The organism is Paenibacillus sp. JNUCC32 (assembly GCF_014863545.1).
Taxonomy (GTDB): Bacteria; Bacillota; Bacilli; order Paenibacillales; family Paenibacillaceae; genus Paenibacillus_AQ; species Paenibacillus_AQ lautus_A.
On the sequence record NZ_CP062260.1, the window covers coordinates 2,778,032 to 2,794,490 of the forward strand.

Here is a 16,459-nt window from a genome sequence, read left to right on the forward strand (position 1 = left end):
CTGCCATCAGGCAGCCTTGTTCATGATACATTCCTATTCCGCTAATCCACTTCGTATAGGCTCTATATTCGAAGTCTTCGCCATAGCCAAGGCCTTCGCAGCTGTTTCGGCTTCCTGAAAAGCCTTCTCCAGAATTTGACTTCGATCCAGAATGGCATTCCCTTGTGCCCGGATGATCTGATAATCCATGATCCCCATGAAATTAAACATGGATGTAAGGTACTTATGTGAATATTCCACCTCGGTATACCAGTCATTATTCGTGTAAATGGCGTCACTTGCCTGAATGACCAGCAAACTGCGGCCATCGGTTAGCAAACCTTCCGAACCGTTCTTCGTGTATCGAAATGTCTCCCGCGCGATGAGGATGTTGTCGATATAATCCTTAAGCTTGGACGGAACGTTGAAATTGTGCAATGGCATGGCTATGACATACTTCCGCGCATCCTTAAACTGCCTCAGGATGACGGACATCCGGTCCGTGATCTGCTGCTCCTCTTCGTTAAGCGGCCCCCCTCTTCCCTGTTTGCTCCATGCCTCAAGAACCCTGTAGTCAATCGCAGGTATATGATCGCGGTATAAATCTACCTGTTCGATTATCCCTGCTGGATTCCATTTCGTGTACGCCTCTACAAAATGCTGAAGCACCTGTAAACTGACAGAGGCGGCTGCTTCCACCTTCGGATGAGCATTAATAATGAGCATTTTTTCCATCCAATTTCTCTCCTTTTTAATCTATTCATCATATAGACAAATAAGGCAATGCGATTGTGACATCAACCGGCCGTACTTTTTATGCATAAAGCAGAGACCGTAATGGAAATGATATCTAGTATCAAGAATGGCGGGGAGCGGATGCTGGAATGAACCTCAAAGAAAGCCTGGCTGAATATTTCAAAGCGAATGCCGATTATTTCAATGTTGAAATTCGATTGCTGCAATATCATGTCCAGGTGATCGGTTTTGATTCATTGGTGGATCTTCCCCAGAGCATCGCATCGCTTCAAACCCAAACCTCGAATCTAACCGAAACCGCCCTGCCGCCCGCAGATCTGCTTAAAATTTTGGGCGAGCTTGTTGAACCCGATTTGGAAGAGGTTGTGACGGGAATCAAGAAGGGCCACCTGATCCTTCTGGAACCCCTGTCCGGAGCCTGCTGCGCCGTCCTTCCCATATCGAAAACTGTCACCCGCTCCATCACATCTCCCGAAACCGAGAACACATTATACGGCTCCAGCAGCGCCTTTCTGGAAGATATCAATACGAACATCGGCATTCTCCGAAAACATTGCACCGGATCGTCCTTGCACGTGGAAACGTACACCGTCGGAAAAAGTCATCCCAAATCCTTATTGTTAATCTATCAGGAAGACAAGATCAACCCCCGGTTATTACAATCCATTCAAGCAAAAATCAAATCAGGTCTGGATCAGGATGTTCATCATATCCAGCAGCTCGAAAAGATGCTTGGCGTCAACACGTGGTCGCTCGTAACCAACTTCAACATGACGGAACTTCCGCAGAATGCAGCCCACGCCCTTCAGCAGGGCAAGGCCGTGTTAATGCTTGACCGTTATCCGTTCGCAATCATTATCCCCAGCCTTGTCATGGATATGTTCTGCATGAAGGACGATCATAATTATCCCCTCCCCTTCATGTACCTGATCCGATTCTTGAGAATCCTCGGCGTATTGATCGCGACGATAATTCCCGGACTCTATGTTGCCCTGGTATCCGTCAATCCCGAGGTTCTTCGGCTCCAACTGGCCCTCTCGATTGCTAACAGCCGTCAGGAAGTCCCTTATCCCGCCTTTGTCGAGACGCTGCTGCTTCTTATCGTTCTGGAGCTGATCCTGGAAGCCAGCGTCCGTCTACCCAAAAGCGTGGGTCCTACCATTACGATGGTTGGCGGTATTATACTTGGTCAAGCTGCCGTATCCGCCAAACTCGTCAGCAACCTGTTGATTATCGTGCTGGCGGGTACAACCATTGCTTCTTCTACGGTGGTAGGCTTCCAAAACTCCGTATCCGTGCGGGTGTTCAAGTATCTGCTGATCATACTGTCCGCCATCTACGGCATGCTGGGATTGCTTGCTGGAATCGTTGTCATCTGTGCTTATATGGGCCATCAGAAAAGTATGGGGATTCCTTACTTGTCGTTACCAATATTGAATCAGAAGGATGAGCGAAATGGATAAGAAAGGTTATCAAGCAACCATCCTGTACGTGATTTGTCATATGGGACTTATTTTTTTCCTCTATCCCTCCGACATGTTTTCCGGCATGGACACGGGCCACTGGATCGGAATCTCCATCAGCTATGCGCTGCATGCAGCTGCCCTTTATATGTACATGAAAGGTCTGAAATGGGCCGCCCAGCCGAATGTCGTGGATATGTTCCGCAGCACCGGCAAATACCTGGCGTGGATCTTATTGCTTCCTGCATTCTTTTACTTCGGCATCGCTATCATCGTAACACTTAGGGCCTATTCCGAGATGTTAACTTTGGTCTTCTTATCGAGCACGCCGTTGTGGGCGGTTCAGCTGCTATTGATTGCGATTGGTTTTCTCATGGCGTGGCAAGGAATGTCCAGCATGGCGCGAACCAGCGTCCTGTTGGTTGTGTTGTTCATGTTCCCCATTTTGTTTGTTCTCTGCCTAGGCTTTCAAAATGTGGACTGGTACTACTTGCTGCCGCTCATTGACCGCGAGCAAACTTTTCATTTCATCGCAAAGCCCGATTTTCTGGTCAGTTTATTCGTTTACGCAGGCGGCTCCTTTTTCCTGGGATTGCTGCCTCCATCCATACATATCAGTCTCAAGAAAATGATGCTGGGCTGCCTTCTGCTGCTGCCCATGTTCTTCTTATCGGTCTATCTGCCGCTTTTGACCTTTGGCCAAGCCACCGCCGAGTTATACCAATTTCCTATGCTGATGACCATAGATACCGTGAATATCACCTGGCTGTTGTTTGATCGGATCACGATTTTCTTCTTATTAAGCCTGATGGCGTTTGCGCTGATGTACTTGGGAGTGACCTTATGGGTTCTTGCGACGCTAGCCCAGAAGGCTGTCCCGAATGTCCCCGGCATCTACCTGTTGATTGCTCTGACCGCTGGTCTGTTTGCCATATCCTTGGCCATCCCCAACTGGAATTACCTCAAGAATTTGCAGGTATTGATTATTCCTTTGCGATTGTATATTTTCCTGGTGCTTCCGCTGATCACGTTCCTTATCGGATGGCGGCACAAGCACAAAGCAAACCGTGCAACGGAGGTAACCTGAAATGGACAATCCGGTCAACATCCGCCATCCTTTGAAATGCTTTCTCATGCTGGCTGCCCTGGTCCCCTTGCTTGCAGGCTGCTGGGATAACAAAGACATTAACCATCGCTCGCTTCCGGTGATCATGGGCATTTCGTTAACGGAGGAGAATCAATATAAGGTGTTTCTGGACATTCCGGCCACGAATGAAACCAGCACCGTCAATATCGTTTCGGATACGGGCAACACCATCAATGAAATCATCGATCATATGAGCATGAACATGGAGACTCAGGTGGATCTGCTGCATTTAAAAATCGTCATCGTGGATAAGAACTTTGCCAGCAAGGGCATGGAAGACATTATTTCCGCGTTTAATCGGTCAAGGGACATCTCATCCAAAACGCTTTTAGCGATCTGCGATGAAGAGCTTGATCAATTCTTTTCAAAGGTGCAGGCGAAATCGGAGCACAGCGGCAGCATCGTATATGATTTTTTTGAAAAAAACGCCGGATGGAACCCCCAGCTGGCGGACACGCGCGTATGGCAAATGTTTCGAAGCATTCATTCCTATACGCACGACGTGATCGTCCCGATCATTCGCTCAGGCAGATCCACCAGTATCGAATGCGTAGGCTCAGCCATCATCAAGAATGGCAGGATGACAGGCCGAATCGGGCCCGACGAAACCCTTGTTGCCAATGCCTTTTACGGAAAAAGCGCATTCGGGAAGGTCGAGGTTATGAACAGCGCCACCGTTCAAATCATTAGCAACAAGCTGACCCATCGCAGCTGGATGAAGGATGGAAGACCTTATCTTCGAAGCCATCTCAGGCTGAAAGTCACCATCCTGGACTCCAGGGGACACCCGACGGAAGAGCAGATCAACGGGAAGCTGGAAGAACTGCTCACCACCAGGCTGAATCAGATGTTTAAGCAAACGCAAAAAGAACAAGCGGATATACTGGCCTTGGGACAACATTTCAGAAACCACCTGACCCGCGAACAACTGCAGGATTGGAGAACGACGTATTATCCCGATCTGGATTTCAAGCTGAGCGTTACGACCGTCATTGAGAATCGTGGCAATCTTAAGAGCCTGTAGGTCCCGAAAAACGGATCAGAACTCAAAACAAAAAGAGCCGCGCCTGCGGCCCTTTTTGTTTTGGATGAGCTGGATGCTGCAAGATTATTGACGTGATCCTTGCCTCCCGGGTAATGCCTTTGTATTCCTTCTTCAACGGTTTATGTTGAATGGAACAGGATCTCGCGTAAAGCGTCCAGCAAACCTTGATTTTCTTCCGCGGTTCCTACCGAAATCCGAATATGACGCGGAAGCCCCCACCCTTTGGCTGACCGGACGATGATCCCCCGTTCCAGCAGCTGATGGTATATGATATCTGCATGTTCGCCAAGCTCTGCCAGAATGAAATTGCTCATGCTCTCGACATAAGGAATCGATAATCGGCTCAGTCCCTCATAGATTTGGTGCCTTCCTTGTTCATTCATCCGGCGGGATGCATCGACATGCTCTTCATCTCCGAGCGCGGCCGCTGCCGCTGCCTGTGCCAATGCATTCACGTTAAAGGGCTCCTTAACCTGCAGCAGCGTGCGGATGATCCCTTCGGAAGCAGCGCCGTACCCGACTCGAATGCCCGCAAGCCCATAAATTTTAGAGAAGGTGTTGAGGGTGATGACCGGATAACCCGACTTGATAAAATCAATGCCGTCCGAATAATCGGAGGCCGTGGCATAATGGCGGTATGCGGTATCAATGACCACCAGCACACAATCCGGAAGGCTGTCGAGCAGCTTTCTCATTTCGGACTCTGGCATGTAGGTGCCTGTAGGATTATTCGGGGTGCACAGGTAAACGATTTTGGTACGTTCCGTCATGACGGCCAGCATATCTTCTGCAGAGAAGGCATATGGCTCGCGCAGCGGCACCTTAATGACCGTGCCCGACATGAGAAATGCGCCAAATTCGTATTCGCTGAACGTTGGATCGGGCACCACAATCTCGTCGCCAGGCTCCAGATACGCCCGTGAAATCAGCATGATCAGCTCATCTCCGCCGTTCGTCACGATGAATTGATTCGCTGCCAATCCCAGGTGCCGGCCAAGCGCTTGCGTAAGAACCGACGAGCGTTCATCGGGATAACGGTGCAGGTCAGGCAGCTGATTCTGAATGGCTTGCAATGCTTTTGGCGAAGGACCGAGCGAATTTTCATTGGAAGCCAGCTTAATGACGCGATCCAGTCCGTATTCTTGCTGCACTTCCCAGATGGGTTTACCCGCCGTGTAAGGCTTCAAACGTCCTAGCGCCGGCCGCGGCGTTATTTGAGGCTCCGACCCTTCCCCTGCTCTAGTCAATGTTTTTTCCCCCTAACATGATTTATGGTTTGCCATTGCTTATGGGCCACTTCTATATCTCGCTGTAATCGATCTCCAGAAACTGCTCGACTTCCTTCTCCCAGCGATTCTCGACAAAATCAACATGCTGAGGATGCACATTGTAGGCTTCATAATCGGCTTCGCTCGCAAACTTCATGGAGAAGCCGTAATCGTATGTATTTTTGGGACTGATTTGCTTGAATACCTTAAACTCCTGAACCGTCGGAATCGTGCTGAGGGCAGCTCGTCCGTCCTCCAGGAAACGATGCTCCTCCTCCGAGCCTTTCTCGTGCTTAAGCGAAAAAATAACGGAATGAATCAAGCGGTTTGATGACATATTAGTCCAACTCCTTCTCTTTTTCTGGGCAAGAATTACATCATATTATAACGGCAAAGGCCAAAAAAATCGCTACTAAAAAGGCACCCTTTTCCAAAAAAATTGGAACAGGGTGCCTAGCACAGGCAGATTCATCGGCAGCTCTATTTTGCCTTTTGATTGTGATTCGCCAGCAAATCAAGCAAATAGGCTTTCAAGTCAACCATACGTAAATGCGGAGGCTTCTCGTTTGTTCCGACAATGATCAGCGGAACAAGCGATTCCATGTGGCGAATCGATCCGTGGCCCCCGCCCCCCTCATGGGTCGGCGAGCTTCGGTCCGCCAATTCGTATCCCGGTTTAGCCGTCACCACCAAGAATTGTCCTTTATGGGAGTTCAGCGCCCCTGACAATCTTGCCAGCACATCCGGATATTGCCCGTAGTCCAAAGTGCGAGTCTGGGCATTCAATTGAAGGTCCAGCACTTCGGCATCCAACTTCACGGTCCACGCTTGTTTATAACGGTCGATCAGGCTGCCCTTCTCTTTATATTGGAGCTCCTTATACGTGGATCCCTGCATGGCGTGAATCCATTCGTCTTCTTTCCATGCAACAAAATCAATGCGGTCATCCTTGCTTATGATTTCGGCCAAGCTTCGCAACGTACGATCCGGCTTGAACTTATATACGTAAGCCATCGTTTCATTCACCGCCAGCGCAATCTCGGTTTCATCCTTGAGATCCTCACCCGGCTTTAATATGCGGATGCCCTTCAGCATAGCAGGCAAATCAATCTCCGAACGCTGCTCACGTGGAAGAAGCTGCGTCATGCCGCTATCCCCGGCGATGACAAATATAGCCTCTTCGAACGCTTTTTCCGGGGATCCGAACGACTGCAGTAAGGATTGAAGCTGCTGATCCACCTTTTTGACGCCTTCGAGCTCCGACGGCCCCTTTTTATGAAGCTTCTGGTCCAAGTCCGGCAAATATACATACAAAAAATCCGGCAGCTTATCAGCTTGGATCAGATGGTTTACGGCCCCTATCGCGAACTTATTGTTCATCCCCATCCGTTCGGTGAGATCGTCAGGCAATTTCTCGTTACCGTCGAAGGGATTGGACAGAGCTCCCAAGGTTAAAAAATCCGGGCCTTTAACTTTTATATTTTTCTGCAGCGACGTCGGCCCCTGTATCCAATCCGGGATCGTCAGCGTATGCTCGGTCGTTCCGCGATATACCAAGCCGTTGATCGACCCCGATTTCAAGCCCCTGCGGGCTAAATCTTCGTGGATCGTACGCGAATCCGCATGTAAATGCTTCCCGTTCAGATGGATTAACGCATCGGTCAGGACCGGATTGATCCCCTGCCTTAAGATTTCCATCGGTCCGGTGCCGTAATTGACCATTTTTTTATCGTCGGTCGAATACCATAACAGACCCGGAACGCCATGTACGTTCGGATAGGCTCCCGTTAACATCGTGCTGTCGATCGTAACGGACATCGTAGGAAAAGAGCTGACCAGATCCTTGTAGTATTGCCCATGTTCAATCAAGGTTTGAAAGGTGGGCAGCTGCTTTTGGGATATGCCCTTATCGATGGCCTGAGCCATTAGGGAGTCGATCATCAAAAATATGACTTTCTTATGCGTCGCTCCTTGTTCGGATTTTACCCGCAGCAAATCCTGCTCGGCAGGTTGTTTGTGCTGGCATCCCATTACCGTGATCAATACAAGAGACAGCATTCCGAATAAGATGTTTTGTATACGCATTTCCATTCACCACCTTCGTACATTTTGTCACAGAGATGGGAATGTCATGCAAGGGATATTTTGCATATTCGCAGCATGTTCAAACTTAAAAAAGAGAGGACGCTTATCGCCCTCTCTCCTATGGTCTGTATCAGTAATCCGCTGCCGTCCCCTGCGTTTTCGTCAGTTTGAAGAACGATCCCGCACCCAGCACGGAGGTGGCGAACAGGATGGCTCCCATCGGCACGGCGGTGGATTCGTTAATCCCGACCAGCGGTGACACCATCGAACCCAGCATTAAGGGAAGCAAACCGATGACTGCGCTCGCGCTTCCAGCCCGATGACCCTGGTTCTCCATGGCTAGCGTAAATGTACTGGTAGCTACCATGCCGATCGTGATCATATACGTAAAGATCAAGATGACAATGACCGCAAGAGGTCCTTTGAGCATCGTCATGATCAGCAGCAGCAAGGTTGCACTTACCGAGACCATAACCCCGATCCGAAGCAGGCTCCGCTCATGTATGATGCCGCCAAAACGGCCAATGATGAAACTGCCTGTTATAATGGCGATTCCATTGATTCCGAACAGAATGCTAAAGACTTGCGGCGACACTCCGTAAATGCCTTGATATACAAAGGGAGTACCGGAAACGTAAGCGAAGCTTCCGCCGTGAATGAAGCCTACCGTCAACGCGTAACCGATAAAGGAACGATCCTTGAACAGGCTTCCCATCGTACGTACCGAATGGGCCAGGGAGCTTGGCGTTCTTCTCTCGAGCGGCAACGTTTCCTGTAGCCGTATGGCCACGATCAATACGATGACTGCCCCGAACAAACTTAAAAAATAAAAGATGGAATGCCAGCTCGCTCCCGGCATTAGCAATATGGCCCCGCCGGACATCGGCGCAACCATGGGAGCAACCGCGTTGATGACGGATAATAAGGCAAAAAACTTCGTAAGCTCGCGGCCGCTGAACACATCCCTTACAACGGCGCGCGAGATGACCAGACCTGCCGCTGCGGTAAAGCCCTGCAAGAATCTGGCGATGACAAGCGCCGTAATATGGGGTGCCAAAGCGCAGAACAAGGAGGAAAGGGCAAACAAGACCAGCGAAATGATGAGCGGCTTTCTTCTTCCTTGCGCATCGCTGATAGGTCCCACAATGATCTGGCCGACCGCAAGGCCGATCAGGCAGGATGTCAAGCTTAACTGGACGAGCGATGCACGCGCGCCTAAGTCATCGGCGATTTCGGGAAAGCTGGGCAAATACATGTCGATATTGAACGGTCCTAATATGCCGAGCAAGCTAAGGAGCAAGGCTAATCCGAGGCGTTCTTTTCCTGTCGGGTTATGAAGCATAATGTGTCAAACACCTCTACTCTATGATTTTGTATTACATATCCTGTCATTGACTTGTCCATAAAATAGTAAAACTGCAAGGCTGAACTCCCTATGTATCCCAGCCGACAAAAGAAAAGCCCGGTTCGAATCAAACCGTGCTCTTCCCGCTTTTATAGAGGATCCGATTAACCTTTTCGGAGCTCAGCATCATGATCAGGGCAAACAACAGGATGACGACGGGAAACAACCCGATGGATATCTGGGCTGCAACGATCCCAAAGAGCGGGGGCAGTATCGTTGTGCCTGTGTAGGCAACAGCCATTTGATACCCCATGATTTTGGATGATTGGGCTCTGCCGAAGCGCGCCGGCGTTTCATGCAGCATGCAAGGAAATATGGGCGCTAGGCCGAGTCCGATGACAATCAAACCGATGAGGGACAGATAGGGATGCAGCGGCAGCAATAACAGGACGGCCCCTGCAATAGCCGTCACCTGCCCGGCCCGTATGAGAGTGAGATTGTTGATCTTCAGCGTCACGAATCCGGTTATGAAGCGGCCGACCGTAATGCCTCCGTAATACATGGATACCCAGACTGCCGCTGTTTCCAAAGGGAGCCCCCTGGTCCCTACCAGAAAGCTTGCTCCCCATAAACCGACGGTCACTTCAACACCGCAATAGAACAAAAATGCCAGCAAGGTAACCTTTACTCCTTTGATCTGCAGCGGATTGCCGCGCTGGACCATGGCTTCCCCTCTGCTCGCGGAGTCGGTTCCCGTGTGTACGTCCTGCATGCCTTGAGGCTGATGTCGGCTCGCCACGATCTTCCATAGCGGTAACGTAAGCAGCAGGATGAAGACCAGCGCGAATTGCAGGATCGATACGGTATAATATCCGTCTCTCCATGCATTGCCGGTCCCCATGGAATAGGACATGATGATCGGTCCTAACGTTGCGCCGACGCCCCAGAAGCAGTGCAGCCAGCTCATATGATGGGCCTTATAGTGGTTTGCCACGTAATTGTTCAACCCTGCATCAACTGCTCCTGCGCCTAGACCAAGGGGAATCGCCAACAGAATGAGCCAGAACAACGATGGCGCAAACGAAAACCCGAGCAGCGCGCTGGCCGTCAGCAAGCAGCTGATAAGCGTAACGATCCCCGTCCCGAAGCGTTCGATCACGCTTCCGCTGACCAGGCTGGACACGATCGTGCCTCCGGTTACCATCATCGACAGTAAACCCGCGGATTCAAAGGCCGCTCCGATATCCGGCTGCATGGCCGGCCAGGCGACACCAAGCAGCGAATCCGGAAGCCCTAAACTAATGAAGGCAAGATAAATAATAAGAAGAAAAAATGTTACCACCATGAAGGTCCTTTCAACGTTGATATCAATATGGCAATATTCATCTATTCTAAACCTTGTTCGGTCTTATGAAAAGGCCAGGCACGGCTTTTGTCCTCGAAAGCGGCGCGCTGAATGAAATGTCAGGAATGGAACGCCTTCCAGAATTCGCCTTCGGTATTGATGATATCCCGGATCTGTGCGAACGGAATGGTGAATGTCGGAAAACCCGCGGCGTAAGGAGCAATCTCGTAAGGCGCAAACACCAGATGAATCGCATGATCCGTCACATAGAAGGACTGGTCGGGAGCGATTCCCGTATAACTGTCCGGAAACACGTACGAATACTGAGGATCCTCCTTGATCTGCTTGCCGACGATCCGGCTGAGCTCCTGCACATAATCGCTGCCTGGCTTAAACAAATCCTTCAGCGAATACATGCTGCCGTTCCCCAGGTTAATCAAGGCAAAGGTTCGTGTCGGCATGCCATGCGCGGCACCGAAGGGATAATGATAACCGTTCAGCTCGAGTACAAGCAGCTGCTCCTTGTAGAATATGACGTCAAAATCGCCTGTATAAGCATATTCCAGCTGCTGGTCGGCCGGGATGGACTTTACTTGAGACATATCTTTAAGCTTGTTATTAACCGCTTGCTCGGCAGCCCGATCCCTCATTCCCTCGATCTGAGGATAATAAACTAAGTAATCCGGATTGGGTTTATACTTCTCCTCTGCGACCTGATAAGGAGGCTGTAACGGAATTACCGTATTCTGCTTCCAGATGACTCGGCCCGACCGATCCAGATACGACAGCCTCTGATCGACCATGGCCTTTATCAAGCCGCCTGGTTCCAGCGTAAATGAACCACTGCCGTTAACGCGGGGATATCCCGGTGCCGGTTGGCCTGATCGATCAATGAAATACGTCTGCATCGCATCATATACCGAGGCCAAACCGTGCGTGAATTCAAGAACGTCACGATATACATAATCGGACAGCCTCTTTCCTTCCCAATCGGCAATGGCATAGATAGATCCAATATACGGCTGTTCCGGATCGATCGCACGCCCGAGTGCAAACCGGTCTTCCTTCAAATCCCGGATGTCGTTATATTCCGGCTGGATCACCCATGTTCCCTGTTTATTAATGACGCCATACTTCGATCGGTAATCTTCAGCCGTGTTAACGATAGCTCTGCCGTGATGGAAAGGAAATGCCGAAGAAAAAGCCGGCGGGATGACAACGTTTCCCTGTTCATCGATATAACCGTACTTGCCGGCGCTTTCCCTCTGGAAGGCCAGCATGCCCTCACCTAGCGGTCCAACGTAAGCGAACGGATAGGTGGCCAATTGGCGTCCCTGGGGATCGATGAGGGCATACAGATTTTCTTTTATTTTCACAACGGCTTTGCCGCCTGCAAAATCATTCGCTTCCTCATACTGCGCAGGGATCGCCTCCTGACCCTCGGCATCGAGATAGCCGTATCGGCTGTTTGCGCCATCTCCGCCGCCGGAATCGGTAACATCGAAAACGGCTCTTCCTTCGCTAAGCCCCGCGATATACGGATAACTCCGCCTTGTCAGCACTCGCCCTTGTTCGTTGATCATCTGAAAGCCTTGACGATCGATCACGGTCGCTCGATGTTCCAAGAATGGGCTAATGGATTGATACTTGGGCTTCACGACGAAACGGGCGAACCGGTCGATGAGCCCATAAAGGCCGTCTGCGCCAACGACTGCAAGGCCATTGTCCTGGAAATCCTGAGCATCCTCATACTTGGGTTGAATGACCATGCTGCCGCTACGGTCAATGTATCCCCACTTTGTTCCGCTCGTTGTTTTCACGGATGCCGGATATAAGCGGCCAAGGGTCTGCGATTTCCCCCTGCTTGCCAGCATTTCCTTGATCCGGCTCTCAAGCTCAAGCAGAATCTCGCGTGAAGGGTAAGGCTCTGCGAACTCAAGTGCTTTACGGACCGACACAAGCGCGGCCTCCGGCATCCCTGCCCGGTATTGCGCGTCTGCCAAGTAGTACCAATAATAAGCGTAATCCGGATGTTCGTGCGTCAATCTCTCGTAATACTGAACGACGGCAGGAAAATAATAAGGGTAAGCATCCGTTGCAAGCACTAACGTTCCTCGGTCCCACCTGACCACTTCGACTCGATACGCTTCTCCCGTATCGTGGATCCATAACGCGATTTCAGCAAGACCATCCGATCCCGCCGGACCGGGCAGATCCACGATATCGATATAACTGAAATTCACGTCAGCAGGCGCGATATCCTTATATCCCTCCGAAGTCCATGCGTAGATCGACAATTTGGACCAGATAGAGCCGAGCTGCCAACCTACGATTACATGGTTCAGGCTAGGGTTTAACACGGGGGCTGCCGTCAGTAAAGTAACCCCATACCCCTGTCCCATGACATTGGCAACGACTTCGTAACCAGCATTTCGATAAAGCAGCACAAATAGATATAATGCTTCATTCAATCGATACACTCCAACGATTTCAGGCACCTGATCTCCCGTAAGATCGGCGGTTATGACGGCAGCATGTTTGGCAGTATGACCCATGTGTACAATTTCCGCGCCGTTTGGCAGATAAGCCTTAACCATCTGAACCAGCTGCGGATCATAAACGGACATGAAGTTTTCCTCCCTATTCGCAAGCTTTCTCGCCTAATCGTATGCAGACGATTGTCAAATATGCGCTAACGCGTGAGGGAGACGGCGCTTCACGCGACATGTTTCGTTGCGGACCGTTAACTAAAAACGACCCGATCGCGGTTTAGCGATCAGATCGTCATTATCGTTCAGAATGGTTTGCTCACCATGAGGTATAAAATAACGAACGGCAGCAGTGTTGCTATCGTCCCGCCTACCGCCCAATACGTTGAAGCTCGCTTATAACTTGCTGATATTCCTCCATCCTCTACGGACTGCAAACTATGCCGAATCATTCCTTTTTGCAGAGGAATCAATATGCCCGCCCACAGAATTCCCGTAATGCCGAACAAAACCAAGGAAGCCGTAAGCCAGCTCATCCCGCTCATTCCATATCCGGCTTGCATGGCCATCACTATGCCTGAAACGATGATCAGCAGCAGGCCTGGAAGCGTGAACACAGCATCGGCTAACATGACATTTTTTACCGTGTGATAGATCTCTGCAGGATCCCCTTTCAGGTCCGCCCGTACCTTCCAGAATGCCGCCGTGACGATATTGCCCAGAAACAATACGCATCCGGCAATGTGAAGAAATAACCATAACGTCATCAGTCATCCCCCTCCTTCCGATGCCCGGGCCGCAATATATCGATGATGAAATCCGAATATTCCTTCGTGCTGAATACATCGCTTGTTACGCCGATAAGTCCCCGCATCCGCAATCCGAAAGACAACAGCTCGAACAGCTCCGCCGTCCGTTCCGCATCGATGGATTTCGTTATGACGCCGGCTTCCTGGCCCGTAACAATCCATTCCTTGGAAGTGGCTCTCGCTTCCCTGTAGAAGCCAGCCACAATGTCGGCAATTTCCGGCTGATCGCTTTTGCCGATCAGGTACATCAAGATCAGGTTGCTGACATCGTCCCTGCTTTCCAGTCTCGACATGCCGTTTGCAATGGCATTCATCGGCCCGTCAAACTGTTTAATGTTCCCTTGCTTGTTCACCTCGTTCATGAACTGCTCGTTCTGTTCGGCAAGCTTTGCTCTTAACACGAGGACAAACAGCTCATCCTTGCTTGAAACATAATGAAAAATAGCTCCCTTGGACAAGCCGGAACGCTTCATGATGTCATTGAGCGTGGTTCGGCTTGCGCCCTGCTCTCGTATCAGTTCTTCCGTGGCTTCAAGCAGTATTCGCTTGGTCTGCTCTCGTCGTTCTTCCTGCTTCATCTGTTATCCTCCTTGATGATGGTTGGTTACCCCTGAGGCGGAAGCCATCCAGCCATGATGACCGCCGCCAGGAACACGATTTGCATCAGCGTTCTCGGTCCGATCGGAGTGGCCGGCTTGCCGTCGAGCGGCAACCGGTGTTTTGCAGCGAACACATTGGCCGGAAACATGGCCAGCAGCATAAGAGCCAGGCCTGAAGAGGCGAAGGCGGTCGTGGCCGGAATAAGGATCAGAATAGCTCCCGCAATCTCCAGCACCCCGGTGACGGTAACGACAAGCGCGGCATTAGGGATCCCCGGCGGTACCATCGCGATCAGATCGGCTCGCCGTTTTCCCCAATGGGCAGAAGCCGTAATCAGGAACATGACCGCAACCGCTAACCTGAGCGAATTAACCCAATCATTCGTATACTCCCAACCTGCAAAGCCCAGTGCCCGAAACAAAAGAAGCGACACGAACATGGCAATAAACGGTATCATGGCCTTCACCAACCTTCCGTGAATTTATAACTCCATTATATATACCGACCGGCGGTTTGTAAATATAAAAATACAACATTTTTCCAAACCTCCACGGCAAGCCTCGTATGAAAAAGTAAAAAAGCCAAGCCGGTTGCGTCCCAACCCGGCTTGGCCCTTTCTTTTTACGATCCATTCAAGCGTCCGCTAGCTATGGCTTTTTTCTACATACATTCGAAATAGCAGAATATACAACACCGTGCTGATCAAGGCCGATAACAGTATGATGCCGAATACGCCCATCGGCGGTACCCAAGCTGACAGAAATACCGTCACCGGCGCCAGCAATCTTCCTACCGTAAACTGCAAGCTGTCAGCTCCCATATACTGCCCTCTTGCATGCTCCGGCGCATAATGGCTGATAAAGCTTTGCGTCACCGGCGAGCGGACAATTTCCCCGAAAGTAAAAATAATGGTTACGAAGAATAAAAACCAGATGTTGGTGTTCAGCCCAAGCGCAAACGTGCCCACACCGGATAACAATGAAGAAAGAACGAATACGTCACGCTCCTTCCAGTTCCGAAACCACTTGGTTACCGGAAGAATAAATAGAACGAACAGGAGCCCGTTAAGGCCCAGTACCCACCCAAGAATCTCCGTGCTCGATAACATTAGCGAATGACCGTTCCAAGAGAACAGCGTCTGGGATGGCACATAATCGATGACATATACCGCCAAATACAGGTCCAGCTGCATGATGGTCACTAGGGCAAATATCCCTGCCAGTATGTATACCAGAAACACTTTATCCCGAAAAATGATGCCATATCCCTTCCACTGCGCCTTGAACACCTGAAGGATCGAATCAGATCGCTCCGGACTCTTCGCTGAAGCCGGCAAGGTTTCCCGAACAATAAAGTAAATCGCGATGAAATAGACCAGCAATACGACTGAACATGACCACAGGAGCTCTTGCCGATACTGAAAAAAGAAAATGGCTCCAAGTGCCGGACCAAGCACGGCCCCTAAGTTGTTCGCCGTCGTAAACGTTGCGAATACCTGCCGTCGTTCTTGAACGGGAACCAAATCCGCTACCATCGCCGAACTGGCCGGCCTATAGATGGCTCCCCCGAATCCGATGCCGATAAATGCGGCATAATCGGTCCAGTGCGAAGGCGACAGCGCGAACAGCGCAAACATGACCGTTTGCAGCGAGGCGCCAAGCAGCATGACGGGGCGTCGTCCCAGCCGATCGGCTAAAGCGCCGCCGAGCAGGCTGCCAACGATGCTGAATATCGGAGGAACCGTCATTAGGATTCCCGCGATATGATTGCCTAGAGCAGCGCCGAAATATACCGTTATGAAAGGAAAATACATCCAAAACAGCATATTGAACAGCGCTTCGCCGAATAATCGAACCTTTAAATTGGTATTCCATAATCGTATTGGCATAAAACTCCCTCTCTTCAGTCCCAACAGCCCAAGTTAAACATTGGCGATGCAGTTTCTATCCCGGCCGGGTATTACAAACTATAGGGCATTTTCCTGGCAAAATATAGACTTATATTTAACGCTGAGTTATACTAATAATATCAAAGCCGAATATAGTGATTTTCAATTTAGATGACCCATAAAACGAACATTTGTTCCAAATACAAAAGACGCTCCCCTCGGAGCGTCTTTTTTTGTTGC

Annotated in this window: 14 protein-coding genes; 3 read left to right on the forward strand and 11 right to left on the reverse strand. The window is 50.3% G+C overall.

Annotated features, from left to right (window positions below):
- Positions 1-33: 33 nt before the first annotated feature.
- On the reverse strand, positions 34-714 hold the full coding sequence (locus JNUCC32_RS12240; RefSeq protein ID WP_192572221.1) for an FMN-dependent NADH-azoreductase: 681 nt from the start codon (positions 712-714) through the stop codon (positions 34-36).
- Positions 715-863: 149 nt separating this feature from the next.
- On the opposite strand from JNUCC32_RS12240, the gene JNUCC32_RS12245 reads away from it, so the two are divergent.
- From JNUCC32_RS12245 to JNUCC32_RS12255, 3 genes are read left to right on the forward strand one after another with little or no spacing between them, the layout of a single operon-like run.
- A complete protein-coding gene (locus JNUCC32_RS12245; protein ID WP_192572222.1) occupies positions 864-2,198 on the forward strand; it encodes a spore germination protein in 1,335 nt (444 codons plus the stop codon).
- Positions 2,191-3,285: a GerAB/ArcD/ProY family transporter gene (locus tag JNUCC32_RS12250; RefSeq protein ID WP_192572223.1), complete on the forward strand. Its 1,095-nt coding sequence runs from the start codon at positions 2,191-2,193 to the stop codon at positions 3,283-3,285. The genes JNUCC32_RS12245 and JNUCC32_RS12250 overlap by 8 nt, the downstream gene beginning before the upstream one ends.
- Before the next feature lies 1 nt (position 3,286).
- Positions 3,287-4,369: a Ger(x)C family spore germination protein gene (locus tag JNUCC32_RS12255; protein WP_192572224.1), complete on the forward strand. Its 1,083-nt coding sequence runs from the start codon at positions 3,287-3,289 to the stop codon at positions 4,367-4,369.
- Positions 4,370-4,509: 140 nt separating this feature from the next.
- Here JNUCC32_RS12255 and hisC read toward each other — a convergent pair whose 3' ends face one another.
- From hisC to JNUCC32_RS12305, 10 genes are all read right to left on the reverse strand, one after another.
- Positions 4,510-5,637 carry a histidinol-phosphate transaminase gene (gene hisC, locus JNUCC32_RS12260; protein WP_192572225.1) on the reverse strand — a complete coding sequence of 376 codons (1,128 nt, stop codon included), beginning with the start codon at positions 5,635-5,637 and terminating at the stop codon, positions 4,510-4,512.
- A gap of 52 nt (positions 5,638-5,689) precedes the next feature.
- On the reverse strand, positions 5,690-5,995 hold the full coding sequence (locus tag JNUCC32_RS12265; RefSeq protein ID WP_096775477.1) for a Dabb family protein: 306 nt from the start codon (positions 5,993-5,995) through the stop codon (positions 5,690-5,692).
- 143 nt (positions 5,996-6,138) lie between these two features.
- Positions 6,139-7,743: an alkaline phosphatase family protein gene (locus JNUCC32_RS12270; RefSeq protein ID WP_192572226.1), complete on the reverse strand. Its 1,605-nt coding sequence runs from the start codon at positions 7,741-7,743 to the stop codon at positions 6,139-6,141.
- A 130-nt stretch (positions 7,744-7,873) separates the two neighbouring features.
- Positions 7,874-9,085, reverse strand: a complete 1,212-nt coding sequence (locus tag JNUCC32_RS12275; RefSeq protein WP_192572227.1) for a Bcr/CflA family efflux MFS transporter — start codon at positions 9,083-9,085, stop codon at positions 7,874-7,876.
- 130 nt (positions 9,086-9,215) lie between these two features.
- Positions 9,216-10,430: an MFS transporter gene (locus JNUCC32_RS12280; protein ID WP_430623467.1), complete on the reverse strand. Its 1,215-nt coding sequence runs from the start codon at positions 10,428-10,430 to the stop codon at positions 9,216-9,218.
- Positions 10,431-10,552: 122 nt separating this feature from the next.
- Positions 10,553-13,060 carry a WG repeat-containing protein gene (locus tag JNUCC32_RS12285; RefSeq protein ID WP_192572229.1) on the reverse strand — a complete coding sequence of 836 codons (2,508 nt, stop codon included), beginning with the start codon at positions 13,058-13,060 and terminating at the stop codon, positions 10,553-10,555.
- A gap of 167 nt (positions 13,061-13,227) precedes the next feature.
- Entirely contained in the window at positions 13,228-13,689 is a 462-nt protein-coding gene (locus tag JNUCC32_RS12290; RefSeq protein WP_192572230.1) for a DUF2269 family protein, read from the reverse strand.
- Positions 13,689-14,309, reverse strand: coding sequence for a TetR/AcrR family transcriptional regulator (locus tag JNUCC32_RS12295; protein WP_192572231.1), 621 nt, complete (start codon positions 14,307-14,309; stop codon positions 13,689-13,691). Before JNUCC32_RS12295 ends, JNUCC32_RS12290 begins: the two co-directional genes overlap by 1 nt.
- 26 nt (positions 14,310-14,335) lie before the next feature.
- Positions 14,336-14,788, reverse strand: coding sequence for a DoxX family protein (locus JNUCC32_RS12300; RefSeq protein WP_096775470.1), 453 nt, complete (start codon positions 14,786-14,788; stop codon positions 14,336-14,338).
- A gap of 186 nt (positions 14,789-14,974) precedes the next feature.
- On the reverse strand, positions 14,975-16,219 hold the full coding sequence (locus JNUCC32_RS12305; RefSeq protein WP_192572232.1) for an MDR family MFS transporter: 1,245 nt from the start codon (positions 16,217-16,219) through the stop codon (positions 14,975-14,977).
- Positions 16,220-16,459 lie beyond the last annotated feature (240 nt).